Annotated in this window: 12 protein-coding genes and 1 riboswitch; of the genes, 8 read left to right on the forward strand and 4 right to left on the reverse strand. The window is 40.4% G+C overall.

Annotated features, from left to right (window positions below; genetic code table 11):
- The first annotated feature begins 13 nt into the window (after window positions 1-13).
- Together pgk and KV40_RS19185 are read left to right on the forward strand one after the other, a co-directional pair.
- A complete protein-coding gene (gene pgk / locus KV40_RS19180; RefSeq protein WP_036484843.1) occupies window positions 14-1,213 on the forward strand; it encodes a phosphoglycerate kinase in 1,200 nt (399 codons plus the stop codon).
- 289 nt (window positions 1,214-1,502) lie between these two features.
- Complete coding sequence (locus KV40_RS19185) at window positions 1,503-1,979, forward strand: hypothetical protein (protein WP_036484845.1); 477 nt, start codon at window positions 1,503-1,505, stop codon at window positions 1,977-1,979.
- A 303-nt stretch (window positions 1,980-2,282) separates the two neighbouring features.
- On the opposite strand, the gene KV40_RS19190 is transcribed toward KV40_RS19185, so the two are convergent.
- Window positions 2,283-3,131, reverse strand: a complete 849-nt coding sequence (locus tag KV40_RS19190; RefSeq protein ID WP_072013741.1) for an IS630 family transposase — start codon at window positions 3,129-3,131, stop codon at window positions 2,283-2,285.
- Window positions 3,116-3,394 (reverse strand): helix-turn-helix domain-containing protein, encoded by a 279-nt coding sequence (locus KV40_RS19195; protein ID WP_036476788.1) that lies wholly within the window; start codon window positions 3,392-3,394, stop codon window positions 3,116-3,118. The genes KV40_RS19190 and KV40_RS19195 overlap by 16 nt, the downstream gene beginning before the upstream one ends.
- Window positions 3,395-3,462: 68 nt before the next feature.
- On the opposite strand from KV40_RS19195, the gene KV40_RS33525 reads away from it, so the two are divergent.
- Both KV40_RS33525 and KV40_RS19205 read left to right on the forward strand, forming a co-directional pair.
- Window positions 3,463-3,846, forward strand: coding sequence for an orange carotenoid protein N-terminal domain-containing protein (locus KV40_RS33525; protein WP_081942892.1), 384 nt, complete (start codon window positions 3,463-3,465; stop codon window positions 3,844-3,846).
- A 254-nt stretch (window positions 3,847-4,100) separates the two neighbouring features.
- Window positions 4,101-5,057: a DMT family transporter gene (locus KV40_RS19205; protein ID WP_036484847.1), complete on the forward strand. Its 957-nt coding sequence runs from the start codon at window positions 4,101-4,103 to the stop codon at window positions 5,055-5,057.
- An 11-nt stretch (window positions 5,058-5,068) separates the two neighbouring features.
- Here the strand turns inward: KV40_RS19205 and KV40_RS19210 are convergent, their stop codons facing one another.
- Window positions 5,069-5,260, reverse strand: coding sequence for a hypothetical protein (locus tag KV40_RS19210; RefSeq protein ID WP_036484849.1), 192 nt, complete (start codon window positions 5,258-5,260; stop codon window positions 5,069-5,071).
- A gap of 361 nt (window positions 5,261-5,621) precedes the next feature.
- On the opposite strand from KV40_RS19210, the gene KV40_RS19215 reads away from it, so the two are divergent.
- Complete coding sequence (locus tag KV40_RS19215) at window positions 5,622-7,133, forward strand: sodium:solute symporter family protein (RefSeq protein ID WP_036484850.1); 1,512 nt, start codon at window positions 5,622-5,624, stop codon at window positions 7,131-7,133.
- Window positions 7,134-7,197: 64 nt separating this feature from the next.
- On the opposite strand, the gene KV40_RS19220 is transcribed toward KV40_RS19215, so the two are convergent.
- The gene (locus KV40_RS19220) at window positions 7,198-7,569 is read right to left on the reverse strand and encodes a DUF4278 domain-containing protein (protein ID WP_036484852.1); all 372 of its coding nucleotides are present in this window, start codon (window positions 7,567-7,569) and stop codon (window positions 7,198-7,200) included.
- A gap of 31 nt (window positions 7,570-7,600) precedes the next feature.
- Window positions 7,601-7,675: riboswitch (Glutamine riboswitch) on the reverse strand.
- A 153-nt stretch (window positions 7,676-7,828) separates the two neighbouring features.
- On the opposite strand from KV40_RS19220, the gene puuE reads away from it, so the two are divergent.
- The 3 genes from puuE (at window position 7,829) to KV40_RS19235 (ending at window position 14,519) form a co-directional block, all read left to right on the forward strand.
- Window positions 7,829-8,737 carry an allantoinase PuuE gene (puuE, locus tag KV40_RS19225; protein ID WP_036484854.1) on the forward strand — a complete coding sequence of 303 codons (909 nt, stop codon included), beginning with the start codon at window positions 7,829-7,831 and terminating at the stop codon, window positions 8,735-8,737.
- Window positions 8,738-9,220: 483 nt separating this feature from the next.
- Window positions 9,221-10,231 carry a response regulator gene (locus tag KV40_RS32330; RefSeq protein ID WP_052055770.1) on the forward strand — a complete coding sequence of 337 codons (1,011 nt, stop codon included), beginning with the start codon at window positions 9,221-9,223 and terminating at the stop codon, window positions 10,229-10,231.
- Between the two features lie 316 nt (window positions 10,232-10,547).
- Window positions 10,548-14,519 (forward strand): magnesium chelatase subunit H, encoded by a 3,972-nt coding sequence (locus tag KV40_RS19235; RefSeq protein ID WP_036484856.1) that lies wholly within the window; start codon window positions 10,548-10,550, stop codon window positions 14,517-14,519.
- The last annotated feature ends 67 nt before the right edge of the window (window positions 14,520-14,586 follow it).

Below are 14,586 nucleotides of genomic sequence, written 5' to 3' on the forward strand. Positions count from 1 at the left end.
GAGGAAAGTAATAGTGGCTAAAAAGACCGTAGCGAGTTTGACAGAGGCAGATGTAGCAGGCAAAAGAGTTCTAGTAAGGGCTGATTTTAATGTGCCTCTCGACGATAGTGGCAATATTTCCGACGATACCCGCATTAAAGCCGCTCTACCTACAATCGAAGATTTGATTGGTAAAGGTGGAAAAGTAATTTTGTGCAGCCATATGGGTCGTCCTAAAGGACAAGTTAAAGAAGAACTGCGCTTAACTCCTGTTGCCAAAAGACTTTCAGAATTGCTGGGAATCGAAGTTATTAAATGCGACGATTGTATTGGCGAGGAAGTTAAATCCGCAGTAGATTCTCTAGAAAATGGTCAGGTGGTTTTGCTCGAAAACCTGCGTTTTCATAAAGGAGAAACTAGCAACGATCCCGAATTTGCCAAACAGTTAGCTGCCAATGCCGATCTATATGTCAACGATGCCTTTGGTACGGCACATCGCGCTCATGCTTCGACTGAAGGCGTAACCAAACACCTCAGTCCTTGTGTTGGTGGTTATTTAATCGAAAAAGAACTAGACTACCTGCAAAATGCAGTTAATAATCCCCAAAATCCTCTGGCGGCAATTATTGGCGGTTCTAAGGTTTCTAGCAAAATTGGCGTGATCGAAACTCTAATAGAAAAATGCGACAAACTGCTAATTGGCGGCGGCATGATTTTTACTTTTTATAAAGCTCGCGGTATGAGCGTCGGTAATTCCTTGGTAGAAGAAGACAAGCTAGAACTGGCAAAATCTTTAGAAGCCAAAGCTAAAGAACAAGGTGTTGACTTTTTGTTGCCAACTGATGTCGTTATTGCCGATAATTTTGCTGCTGATGCTAACTCGAAAGTAGTTAGCGTAGAAGAAATTCCCGATGGCTGGATGGGGTTAGATATCGGTCCCGACTCTGTTAAAGTCTTTCAAGAGGCTCTAGCAGACTGTAACTCGGTAATTTGGAACGGTCCTATGGGAGTGTTTGAGTTTGAAAAGTTTGCCAAAGGTACAGAGGCGATCGCCAATACCCTGGCAGATAAATCAGATGCCGTTACTATAATCGGTGGTGGCGATTCGGTTGCAGCCGTAGAAAAAGTCGGTGTAGCCTCTAAGATGAGCCATATTTCTACTGGTGGCGGTGCTAGCTTAGAATTACTTGAAGGAAAGCAACTACCAGGCATTGTCGCTTTAGACGACGAATAAAATATCAAAAAAGAGCTATAAGCCATAAGCTTTAAGCTTTCTGTCAAACTAAATCTTTAATTTAATCTTGCCTGCAAATTATTAGTTTGCAGGTTTTTTAGTGTTTATATGAAATCCAAAAATGAATGCTACATTCAGAGCTCCGCATCTCCCCGTCAGCCTTTGATAGCAAACTTTTACTTATCGATATGGTGCAATATTACTACATTTATAAGATCGCGATCGCACCTTCGTAGCTCGATTGAAGTTTATATTGACTTCATAAAACCTTCATTTAAATAAAGTTAACGTGATTAAATATTTACTAGCACTGGTTATATTACTCGGATCGAGTACGGCTGCTACTGCCAAAAGAGTGGGAGCTAAAGGTAATTATCTTTGTTTGGCAGCTAAAATCAATAAGCGCATTCAAGAGTTACAGCCAATGTTTTATGGAAAAGAAGCACAGGTAGAGGCTGTTTACTGTAATAGTGTAAAAGGCGACTATATCGTTCTTAAAGAAAATCAAGGCAATATAACTGTATTTACCGATGTAGAAACAACTGACGGTTTAATTGTCGGTGAAACGGACGGAAGAGAAATTATCATTCAACCTGAAACGGATATTTACAAACTAGACGACGAGTACTCTAAGTTTAACCAATCTATAGTTGCTACAAATGTAGAACAATTAACGCCAGTGGGAGAAAACTCTAGCGTTGGTAATGCAAGTAACAATACCAATAATACAAAAAATAATGCACCTGGTGATGTCTATGCTGACTAAAGATTTTAGTTAGTAGCTCATCAATAAACTTATTTTATGCTACACGCTGTTACTATAACTCAACCAAATTATCATCCTCCCCCAAGTGACAGAACTTCGCAATTTGTTTTTGTTGGCAATGTCTATCTAACGGTAATTTAGCCTCAGTAATTCTTTTACTAGTCTGTTAATGACAACAATCGCAATTATTGAGGTAATTTATGACCTACATAACTCTTGAAAGTATTAAACAACCACTCGAAGAATTTAATAAATTTGATACCGATACCAAACTAGCCTTGCTTTGGTACGGCTAAACCGCATCTACTTTGAAAACCGTAGTTTTTCTTCTTCTGGATCGAGGTGTTTTTTAACCCACAAGCGATCGCTTAAAAACAGTGGAGTAGTATTAATTAGATGCTGAAAATCAGCAACAGCAGAAATTAACTCTTGTTGTTGGTCATAACAAACATGATAAGTTATGTCTTCTCTGAGCCATTGCCAAAGATGTTCGACAGGCATAAAATCTGGGCTATAGCCAGGTAATTGTAGAAGATGGATGTCCATTGCTGATGCTGCCTCGGTGACCACTTTAGCACGATGATATGGTGCGCCATCCCAAACCACAGTTATTTGTTGCTGGGGAAATTCGACTCGCAACTTTTTGAGAACATCAATGGTATTAATTTTCTCTGCTTTCTCATAAGGAAAAATTCTGGTTTGCGCCTGATTATAGAGGTAAACACCATAAAAAGAGACTTTCTTTCTTCCAGGAGAACTAGAGCTGACCCAAAACCTTTCTCCCCGAATTGACCAACCGTAACCTTCATCGGTATCTAAATGTATATGGGCTTCATCAATATAGATAATTAATCGCTTTTGATGAAGTGCATCCTCTAATAATTCAGTAATTTGTTCGACAAATTCAGCTCTTTTGGCGGTATTGCCTTTATTAAGCAACTTCTTCGCTTTCTTCCAGGAAAAACCCATCTGCTTAAGAGTTTTTCTGACTGTCTCTCGACAACAATTTATCTTCCACTTCTGTTTCAGCCAGTGGACGAATCTTTTTAACGTCCAACGTGGAAACCCTTGAGATTTCCTCCCTCTTTCTTGTGGTGCTAATGCTGACCTTAAAAGAGCTTTCTGGATTTGATTCCCTAAATCTTTTCGCACCGTTTCGGAAAAAAAGGGTTTCTTCCTCCCGTTCTTTGATACTCGACGGCTTTGAGACCTTCTTGATTATAACGATGCACCCATTCCATTACTGTTTGGGGATTTCTTCGGGTTTGTTCCCCTACCTTTGTAGCACTTTTCCCTTCACTAATTTCATACAATGCCATCAGTCTCTCTCTTGTTCGAGGATGTTTGGCAGCCAATGCCTCTGTTCTTAATAACTCTTTGCTTTGATTCCAACGAGCGTAATCTACTTTTAACATCAAATCGATCTTATTTTTCTTCTCTTAATCAGCCTATTTGATTTTGAGCCAAAACTCCAGTTTTCAAACTGGACGGGGTTTATTTAGATCTTAAAGAAAATCTCGATCCCGCACCTGCTTCTGATGTCGATACTTTGGGACACACTTTATTCGATAAAGTAAAGGCTATGTCCTCAGAAGAACAGCTACAGGTACAAAGAGACATTGTTGAGAGCAAAGATACACCAATTTCTCATGAATATGGCGCATTAAGTTCTAGTGGCGAGTTAGAATTTTGGTTATTACTAGCACAGGGAATGGAAAAAAATACAATTATTAACCTTCCTGATGATTACGTTTTGCCCGAAAAAACCAATAATTTTGTCGAGATGATTAAGGAACTCGACTTTGAAGAACGAGTTAACTTTACCCGCAACGCTATCGAACCAATGGGACTCAAGCGATCTGTTTGAGACTTTAACTCAATTTGAGCTAAAGATGCTGCAAGCAATCTAACTGCGACACATTAGAAAATTCGGTATCTTTAGACATAACTCTTTAATTTATAATAGGCGCGATCGCTTTTTAAGTAATATATCTATTGCGATCGCGCCTATTTGTTATTTCTTAATTTGCTAATTATTCAAAATGTATCGCCGATTGCATTAGTTTTTTAAATTTAACTTTTAACTGAATACAGTATGCGTAGTTAGAAGTTATTGTTTTTATGTATCAGTTTCGGCTAGGAAAAATCGGCAGAGAAACTGTTTCTGCGAGTAATTGGATTGCACCTATAGCTTTAGGTGTCGCTTTACTAGGTATTGCTTCAGCTTCTATTCTAATTGCGATCGCCGAAAGAGAAATAGAACCTAATGCGATTACTTGCGATCGCCTGTTAATTGCCGCAGTTGTATTTAGCATTTGGAATCAAGTAAAAACCTTTTCTCTGCTCAATCCAGAGGGAGTGTCTCAATCGCAACCCTATACCAAACGAGGGATAATTTTATTGCTAATTGCGGGAATAAGCTTTGCTATTTCGCTATCACTGTGGGCATGGTCATTGACTCAAACCAGTATTGCCAATTCTACCTTGCTTAATAACATGATGCCGATTTTTACTACTTTAGGTGGCTGGCTAATATTTCGTCAGCGATTTTCTCCGCGTTTCATTGCAGGTATGGCGGTGGCAATTGGCGGTGCTGTAGCAATAGGCATTGAGGATATGCAGCTAGCAGATAGTAACCTGACGGGTGACGGTGCGGCTTTAGTAGCGGCTATGTTTTCGGCAGTTAGTATTTTAAGTTTAGAACAGTTAAGAGTGGAATTTTCTACGCCAATAATCATGCAGTGGACTAGCTTGGCGGGAGGTTTGTTCGTTCTGCCTTTGGTTTTTTTTACTGAAGGTCAACTATTACCAATTTCTCTTACTGGTTGGTTGGCAGTTATCGGTTTGGGTGCAATTTCTCAAGCATTAGGACAGGGACTGCTTACTTATAGCTTGGCTAAATTCTCTTCGGGATTTGTCGCCGTATCGATGCTATCAATTCCCGTAATTGCCGCAGTTTTGGCGATGATTATCTTTGCCGAACAGTTGAGTCTTTACAATTGGCTGGCGTTTGCCGTAGTTTTATTCGGCATTTATTTAGCAGTATCGGCAAAACAAACTTCAAATACAAATAACTAATGTCTGAAAGCTTAATAATCTACGCCATAGGCAGAACTTAAATTTCTGCTCATGTCAATAAATTTTTCCGTTGTCCAAGAATCTGCCGATCTTTTAGAACGACCATTATCTATTCCCAAGCAGTAAGCTTGACCGATACTGCGACTGAAGTGGATGAGTTTTTTAGTAGTCCAGTTACGGTTTGTGTTGTTGGTAGTAGTCATAAATGCCTCCTTTTAGTAGCAAAATATACTGTTTTTATATATTTATATGATAACGCTAAAATTAGCTTAAAACCAAGATGGTAATATCCGAACGGCACAAATTATAATAGTTGGGGGAATTGAAGCGATCGCCGCAAAAATTTTGCTTCTTTTTCTCTAATTTTCCCAAATCCCTATATCCCCAAACCCCCAAACCAAAACTATTTCATGTTTAATTAAGCGGAGTTGCTTAGAGTTTGAGAAACAGTCTTCGTGCAGATAAACTGTTCGACTCGAACAAATACCGTATACATAAACGTCTAAACTGCTACGTCAATAGTAAAAGAAATATTTAGATAACTAGAGTTGACTAGGAGCATTTATGACCGAAAAACTTCTATTTTGGGGAATTTTAGTATTTTTGTTTGCCACTTTGGGCATTGGGGTATGGGCGGCAAAGCAAGTTAAAGGAGATAGCGAAAACTATCTCGTTGCGGGTCGGGGTTTGGTTTTACCCCTGGCGGCAGCAACATTGATGGCACAGTCGGTAGATTCTAACGCTACTTTAGGCAATACAGACTTAGTAGCAGAGTTTGGTTTCTGGGCAGGTGCCTCTTTACCTATTGGGTTGGCTTTGTGCTTATTACTAACGGCACTTTTCTTTGCCAAACCAATGAACCGCATGGGTTTGATTACCCTACCAGATTTCTATCGAGTCAAATACAATCGTAAAACCGAAGTAGTAGCATCACTACTCATGGTTTTGAGTTTTTCTTTCTTGTTGGCAGGAAATATGGTAGCGGGTGGTTACTTATTTGAAGCCTTTTTAGGAACGAGTTACACAGCGGGAGTCATGCTGCTGGCGATTGTCGTGTTCATTTATACAGCTAGTGGCGGTCTATTTGCCGTTGCTTATACCGATGCTATACAAGTAGCGATTGCCTTTATTGGCTCGATTGCCTTACTAATTTTTGTGGCAGTCAATTTTGGTTTAACCATTCCTGCCGATACTGGTCCTTTTGCTTTTGCTCAACTAACAGATCCTGCTGCTGGTGCGGCAATTAACTGGGCAACCTTACTGGCATTAGGCTTGGGAGATATCGTCGCGATCGATTTTATGGCACGAGTTTTTGCAGCAGATAGTCCAGAAACCGCTCGTAGAGCATGTTTGATTGGCTGCGTGGGAACTTTAATTATTGGTATTCCTTTTTCCTTAATCGCTCTTTCGGCACCCCAAATTCTGGCAGAAGCAGGAATTACACCTGATGGACCAATTCTCTATGCCATGCTCGATGGTGTTATCCCTCCACTATTGGGACTATTGGTAATCGTAGCAATTCTTTCTGCTTCCCTTTCTACTGCAGATGGAGCTATTTTGGGTACTTCTTCGGTAATCGCTCACAATATTATTGGCATTCGTCACGACGACCACAATGCGGCAGGAGATAGACTGCTTTTAGTTACTCGCGTCATGGCTTTTGTAATTACCGCTTTGGGAGTATTTTTTGCTTTGAGAGTACCGCAAACAGGAGTTTTACTTCTACTAGCTTTCGATCTGGGATTTGCTGGATTGCTAGTTCCTTTAGCTGGTGGAATTTACTGGTCTAAAGCTACTTGGCAAGGTGCGCTTTCCTGTATTATTTTGGGTTCGCTAACGAGATTAGTATTATTTGTTTTGATGCCAACTACTTTTGGTATTGAAAATACTCTATTTCACATCCCTAATGGAATATTCACCACCGATTTTGATGGTTTTCCTACCTTAATCAGTCCTTTAGTTGGTCTGGCAGCGTTTATCATTGTCTCTAACCTTACTGGCGGCACAAAATCTAAAGCCAGACAGCGTGAAACCCTTAGAGAGCTTCAGACACAAGCCCGTGGAGAACAACTATAGCAGCAGAATTGAATGCTAGCCCGAACCATAAAAACTGCCCGCGTCACAGTAGTCGCTCGAAATTTTATCGGTAGTAGGTAACGCCGCGATATTTTAATTGGGTCTTCTTACTTTTTTGGTGTTGCTCTAAAGCTTTAGTTTTTTCTAAATGTAAGGTTAATTTCCAACAAAAGTTGAGTTTTTCTACATCGTCTAACAACCAGCAATCTTCGATAAAATCTCTTTTGTGTTCGTACCAAAAGGTAATTGGATCGAAGATTGGTTTTGATTCAGACTTATAAAATAGCTGTAGAATATATTTCGACAAAGGAAATTTGGGAACAATTCTCGATTTAGAAGAATTTCCTCGATAAATAATCTCCTGATTATCGACTATTGGACGTTTTGGTTCTGCTTGAGCTTCAATATATTGTACTCCCCGATAGGTTAGTTTCATGGATGTCACCTCCGTTGTCGTGTCGTTGTGAGGTGCGTTCCTTCAGGATATAAGTATTTTCCTTACTTCCGTCTTTCTTCAAATAGTCAAAAGAAAGATGAACGATTTAATATTTGTATTTATATTTTAGTCAATAATTAAAGCAGATGACAGTGGTGCGATCGCTAAATGATTGGATAGGAAACAGAATACTCCGATAGATAGATCGTTCAATAAAAATATAATTTATAGCCAAACTTTATAAACTTTGAGTTCTAATATGTCTTATCCGCGAGATTTAGTCGGTTATGGTGCTAATCCTCCCCATCCTCAATGGCCTAATGATGCCAAAATAGCACTGCAAATAGTTTTAAACTACGAAGAAGGCTCGGAATATTCTATTCCCGACGGCGACGATACTTCGGAAATTTATTTAAGGGAAGTTCCTGGCTCGTCGATGGGGAAGGGAATGCGAGATTTACAGGTAGAATCCGTCTATGAATATGGCAGTAGGGCTGGTTTTTGGCGGTTGCTGCGCTTATTTAAAGAAAAAAACATCAAGGTAACTATATTTGGCGCGGCACTGGCATTAGAACGCAATCCCAAAGCGACAAAAGCTATAGTCGATGCGGGCTATGATATTTGCTGTCATGGTTGGCGATGGATTGGCTACCATCTATTAGATGAAGCAGAAGAAAGAGAACACATTCAAAAAGCCGTAGCCTCGTTAAAAAAACTGACAGGCGATCGTCCGTTGGGTTGGTACTGTCGCTATGCGCCTAGTGTCAATACTCGTCGCTTGATTGTCGAAGAAGGGGGTTTTTTATATGATTCCGATGCTTATAATGATGACTTGCCCTATTGGGTAACGGTAGAAGGCAAACCCCATCTAATTATTCCCTACACTCTCGATAATAACGATATGAAATATTGCGTTGCCCCTGGTTTTAATAGCGGCAATGATTTTTATACCTATCTCAAAGATGCCTTTGATGTTTTGTATGCCGAAGGAGAAACCAGTCCTAAAATGATGTCAGTAGGTCTTCATGCCAGACTTGCAGGAAAACCAGGTCGCATTGCAGCACTAGCCCGCTTTATTGATTATGTCCAAAGCCACGATAGGGTTTGGATCGCTCGTCGTCTCGATATTGCCAAACATTGGATCGAGTATCATCCTCCTCAAACTTAAAAAGTTTAAAAACCGCGTCTAGATAAATAGTATTCTGTCAACTTAAAATTGAGTGGTTTGGGCAGACTGGGAAATTAAGTGAAATGTTGCCCATCATTGTAGACCCGATTTAAAAACTTCCAGGTTAACGTCAGTTCGATAGATTTTATTCTCGAACGATAGGAATGAAATAATAGGCTATTCACCGTTATCCATTCCCCGTTCCCCGTTCCCTGTTCCCTAAAGCCAAACTAGCCAATGTTCTTCTCATCGAATTCACGTCAGGTTAGAAAAATATAATCTGCAACTTTTTAAAAACCAGTCTACTTAGTTTTATAAAGATACAGTTAATAGTTTGTTAAAGGTTAAGTAAAAACATTTACACTTTAGCAAAACATAAGCAATGATATAAATACTTATTATTACTTACGAGTTATTGCTTAAACTTAAAATTATTTTTAATTTAATAAACTATATTATTTTTTATTTTCAAATTGTATTGAAATGATTACTATTTTATTAGTAGATGACCAAAAAATGATTCGAGAAGCTCTTAAAACTGCGCTCGAAACTGAGGAAGACTTTCAAATTCTTGGAGTTGCCGATAATGGCTTTACAGCGATCGAGAAGGTGAAAGAATTAAAACCAAATATTGTTTTAATGAATGTAGAAATGCCTGGTATCAATGGAATTGATGCTGCTAAAATCATTACTGGTAAATTCCCCCATACTAAAATCTTAATTTTTAGCTCCTATGATAATGAAGAATATATTACTAAGTCACTAGCGATTGGAGCAAAAGGTTATTTGCTAAAAGATACGAGTTTTCAGGATATTGCTGCGGCTATTCGTTCTGTAGATAAAGGATATACTCAAATTGGTTCTGGATTGCTAGAAAAATTACTGATTCAAACTGACTCTGGAGTTATTTTAAGCAAATTAAATAGTAGATCTTATTTAAATAACGTTGCTACTTTAAGTGAAAAGAAACAGACATCCGATAGAGCGACTAATGCAATTTTAAGATTACAATCTCTAACTAGAGAACAAGCAATAGAGCAAGCTAAACTTCGTCAGCGTTTAAATGAATTATATTTAAATGTACCAAAATTACAAACAGAGCTTTCTAGCTATTCCCGAAAAACTTGGCAAACATGGTTCTTATTATTGACATCTATACCGATAATTGCATTGGTTTTGTTCGGACTTTATTTAAGAATTAATAATTTAGAAAAAAAATCAATTCCTTTAGAACGAGTTGGTTTATATGGGAAGTTAGATTTGAGTGGTTTGGCTCAAAGAGTTGTCAGAGCGTTTGAACAAGATTTAGAGCTTGCCAGTATTTCCGATGTTTATGTCGCCCAAAAAGGTAGCACGGTAATTTTAAAAGGAACTATTTCTAATTTATATCTTCTCAACAGAATGAAAGATATTGCTAAAAATGTAGAAGGCGTGACCAGTGTAGATACTAGCTCAGTCGAAATTAGGTCAAATTTACCAGGGGAGGCTTTATAGCGATCGCTCTTCCCTGTCTTCTGGACGTTTCATTATCATCTTTTTGTTTTCATAACGGGTGTTTTTTGTCAATAAATTTAAGTAAAATTTTGCAAAAAAGCAAGTGAGTAATTGCTATAACTTTTTGTAAAACTTTGTTAACATAAATCAATTTTTTTTTATCGAAATGTGTCAAATCCCCAAATATCATAATTTTGGGGTGCATTATTTGATAAATAAATAGAGATTGGCAATTTTGTAGGTTTTACAAACCTTATCTTAAGATCGGCGATCGTTCTATAAAGCCCCGTTAAGTTCAAGAAGGAGAGTCAAATTTATGTTCACTCACGTCAAGTCCACCATTCGGCGCGTAACTCCCGAAGCACTAAATGGACGCGAACTACTAAAGGTGGTCTATGTCGTGCTAGAGCCTCAGTATCAAAGCACCCTAACCGAAGCTGCTAAATCGATTAATAGCAATAATCCTCATTTGGCAGTAGAACTATGCGGTTATTTAATTGAAGAATTGCGAGATGCAGAAAACTACTCCAACTTTCAGCAAGATGTAGCAGAGGCAAATATATTTATTGCATCTTTAATTTTTATCGAAGATTTAGCTCAAAAAGTAGTCGAAGCAGTCAAGCCCCATCGCGATCGCCTGGATGCCGCTATTGTTTTCCCTTCCATGCCCGAAGTTATGCGTCTCAACAAACTAGGCAGCTTTTCAATGGCGCAACTAGGACAATCCAAAAGCGCGATCGCTCAGTTTATGCGGAAGCGCAAGCAACAGTCTGGTAGTTCGTTTCAAGATGCGATGCTCAAGCTATTGCGGACTCTGCCTAAAGTGTTAAAGTACTTGCCTGTAGAAAAAGCCCAGGATGCCCGTAACTTTATGCTGAGTTTTCAGTATTGGTTGGGTGGTAACGCCGATAACCTGGAAAACTTTTTGCTGATGCTGGCAGATAAGTACGTATACCCCAACGACAAGTTTTTACAGTACGCCGAACCAATTGTCTATCCAGACATGGGCATCTGGCATCCTCTCGCACCAAAAATGTTTGAGGATGTTGGTGAATATCTCAACTGGTACGATAGCCGCCCCGACATCAGTAAAGATGTCAAAGATCCTTTAGCTCCCTGTGTGGGTTTGGTACTGCAACGCACTCACTTAGTTACTCAGGACGATGCTCACTATGTAGCAATGGTACAAGAACTAGAATGTATGGGAGCGCGAGTTATTCCCGTGTTTGCAGGAGGATTAGACTTTTCCAAGCCAGTAGATGCTTATTTTGGGGCGACGGGAGAGAAACAGGCTATTGTCGATGTCGTAGTTTCCCTAACAGGCTTTGCCCTGGTAGGAGGTCCTGCCAGACAAGATCATCCCAAAGCGATCGAATCTTTAAAACGCCTCAACCGTCCCTATATGGTGGCATTACCTTTAGTATTTCAAACTACCGAAGAATGGGAGTCGAGCGAGTTGGGACTGCACCCCGTACAGGTTGCTTTACAAATTGCCATTCCCGAACTAGATGGCGCGATCGAACCGATTATTGCCTCTGGTAGAGACGGTGCGACTGGTAGAGCGATCGCCCTACAGGATCGGGTTGAAGCGATCGCCCGTAGAGCGATGAAGTGGGCAGTATTGCGTAAAAAACCCAAACTAGCTAAAAAAGTTGCCATCACCGTATTCAGCTTTCCACCCGATAAAGGTAATGTCGGTACGGCTGCATACTTAGATGTCTTCGGTTCGATTTACGAAGTAATGAAAGGACTTCGAGGCAACGGATACGACGTAAAAGACTTACCCGAATCTCCCCAAGAATTGATGGAGGCGGTAATTCACGATGCCCAGGCGCAGTATGCTTCACCCGAACTTAATATTGCCCATCGCATGTCGGTAGAACAGTACGAAAGACTAACTCCTTATTCGGTCAAGCTAGAGGAAAACTGGGGACAACCACCAGGACATTTAAATAGTGATGGTAAAAATTTACTAATCTACGGTAAAGAGTTTGGCAACGTCTTTATTGGCGTACAGCCTACCTTTGGTTACGAAGGCGACCCCATGCGCCTGTTATTTTCTCGTTCTGCTTCTCCCCATCACGGTTTTGCTGCTTACTACACCTACATAGAAAGTATTTGGAAAGCCGATGCGGTACTGCACTTTGGTACTCATGGTTCGCTAGAATTCATGCCAGGAAAACAAATGGGTATGTCTGGAGACTGTTATCCCGATAGTTTGATCGGTAGTACCCCCAATATTTATTACTATGCGGCAAACAATCCTTCCGAAGCTACCATCGCCAAACGCCGCAGCTATGCTTCGACTATTTCTTATCTAACTCCTCCTGCGGAAAATGCTGGTTTATATAAGGGTTTAAAAGAATTAGGGGAACTGATCGGTTCCTATCAAAGCCTTAAAGATGGCGGACGGGGTATTCAAATTGTCGATACGGTTATCGACCAAGCCAAGCTTGTTAACTTAGATCGAGATATTGACTTTCCCAATAAAACTGCCAAGGAAATGACCAAAGAAGAACGGGATACAATTATCGGCTTGGTTTACAAAAAGCTGATGGAAATTGAATCTCGTTTATTGCCCTGTGGCTTGCACGTAATTGGTAAACCGCCAACAGCCGAAGAAGCGATCGCTACTTTAGTCAATATTTCCAATTTAGACCGCGAAGAAGAAGAAATTGTCTCTTTACCCCGCATTATTGCCAACAGCATCGGACGCGATATCGATGAAATTTATGCCAATAACGATCGCGGCGTTTTAAAAGATGTACAGTTACTTCAAGACATCACACAGGCTACTCGTGCTGCCGTATCTGCTTTGGTTAAAGCCCAGGTAGATGCCGAAGGTAGAGTCTCGATGGTATCCAAACTCAACTTTTTAAATATTGGTAAAAAATCACCCTGGGTTGAAGCCTTACACCAACACGGCTATAAAAATGTCGATGCCGAAGCTTTAAAACCACTATTTGAATATCTTGAATTCTGCTTAGAACAAGTTTGCGCCGATAACGAACTCGGTGGTTTACTCAAGGCTTTAGAAGGTGAATACGTACTACCAGGACCTGGAGGCGATCCGATCCGCAACCCCAATGTCTTGCCTACAGGTAAAAACATTCACGCTTTAGATCCCCAGGCAATTCCTACCCTGGCGGCGGTTAAATCAGCAAAAATCGTTGTAGATCGCTTAATAGAACGCCAAAAAATAGATAACGGTGGAGAATATCCCGAAACTATTGCCTGCGTTCTCTGGGGTACGGATAACATTAAAACCTATGGCGAATCTCTAGCACAAATCATGTGGATGATTGGAGTACGTCCCGTCCCCGATGCTTTGGGTAGAGTCAATAAGCTGGAACTAATTCCCTTGGAAGAATTAGGTCGTCCTCGGATTGATGTAGTAGTTAACTGTTCTGGTGTCTTCCGCGATCTGTTTATCAATCAGATGAACCTCTTAGATCGCGGTGTCAAAATGGCAGCCGAAGCCGACGAACCCATAGAAATGAACTTCGTCCGCAAACACGCCCAGGAACAGGCAGCAGAAATGGGGGTCAATATTCGTCAGGCAGCAACCCGTATCTTTTCTAACGCTTCTGGTTCGTACTCTTCTAACATCAACCTGGCTGTGGAAAACAGCAGTTGGGAAGAAGAAAAAGAACTTCAGGATATGTATCTCAACCGCAAATCCTTTGCTTTTGACTCCGACAACCCAGGAGTTATGAAAGAAGGTCGTCAGGTATTCGAGTCATCCTTAAAAAAAGCCGATGTTACCTTCCAAAACCTAGATTCATCGGAAATTAGTTTAACTGATGTTTCTCACTACTTCGACTCCGACCCCACCAAAATCGTCTCCAGCCTCAGAGATGACGGCAAAATGCCTACAGCATATATTGCCGATACCACTACCGCTAATGCCCAGGTTCGTACTCTCTCCGAAACCGTCCGTTTAGATGCCCGTACTAAACTACTCAACCCCAAATGGTACGAAGGGATGCTAAGTCACGGTTATGAAGGTGTCCGCGAACTATCCAAGCGTCTGGTCAATACGATGGGCTGGTCGGCAACTGCCGATGCGGTAGATAACTGGGTTTATGAAGATGTTAACACTACCTTTATCGACGACCCTGAAATGTGTAAGCGTTTGATGGACATGAACCCCAATTCTTTCCGTAAAATCGTCGGTACTTTGCTCGAAGTCAACGGACGCGGTTACTGGGAAACTAGCGAAGAAAACCTGGACCGTTTGCGGGAACTGTATCAGGAAGTGGAAGACAAGATTGAAGGGATTGAATAAATAATTCCGAATCCAGGTAAATTAATAATGTTATCTGCAGGGAAGTTCTTAGAACGTCCCTGCATTT

Origin of the sequence: Myxosarcina sp. GI1 (assembly GCF_000756305.1) — a bacterium.
Classification (GTDB): domain Bacteria; phylum Cyanobacteriota; class Cyanobacteriia; order Cyanobacteriales; family Xenococcaceae; genus Myxosarcina.

Bases quoted from the DNA above. Each gene is read 5' to 3' on its own strand.
- KV40_RS19195 (WP_036476788.1), bottom strand. From the start codon at position 3,394: ATGTTAAAAGTAGATTACGCTCGTTGGAATCAAAGCAAAGAGTTATTA.
- KV40_RS19205 (WP_036484847.1), top strand. From the start codon at position 4,101: ATGTATCAGTTTCGGCTAGGAAAAATCGGCAGAGAAACTGTTTCTGCG.
- KV40_RS19210 (WP_036484849.1), bottom strand. From the start codon at position 5,260: ATGACTACTACCAACAACACAAACCGTAACTGGACTACTAAAAAACTC.
- KV40_RS19215 (WP_036484850.1), top strand. From the start codon at position 5,622: ATGACCGAAAAACTTCTATTTTGGGGAATTTTAGTATTTTTGTTTGCC.
- KV40_RS19220 (WP_036484852.1), bottom strand. From the start codon at position 7,569: ATGAAACTAACCTATCGGGGAGTACAATATATTGAAGCTCAAGCAGAA.
- puuE (WP_036484854.1), top strand. From the start codon at position 7,829: ATGTCTTATCCGCGAGATTTAGTCGGTTATGGTGCTAATCCTCCCCAT.
- KV40_RS32330 (WP_052055770.1), top strand. From the start codon at position 9,221: ATGATTACTATTTTATTAGTAGATGACCAAAAAATGATTCGAGAAGCT.
- KV40_RS19235 (WP_036484856.1), top strand. From the start codon at position 10,548: ATGTTCACTCACGTCAAGTCCACCATTCGGCGCGTAACTCCCGAAGCA.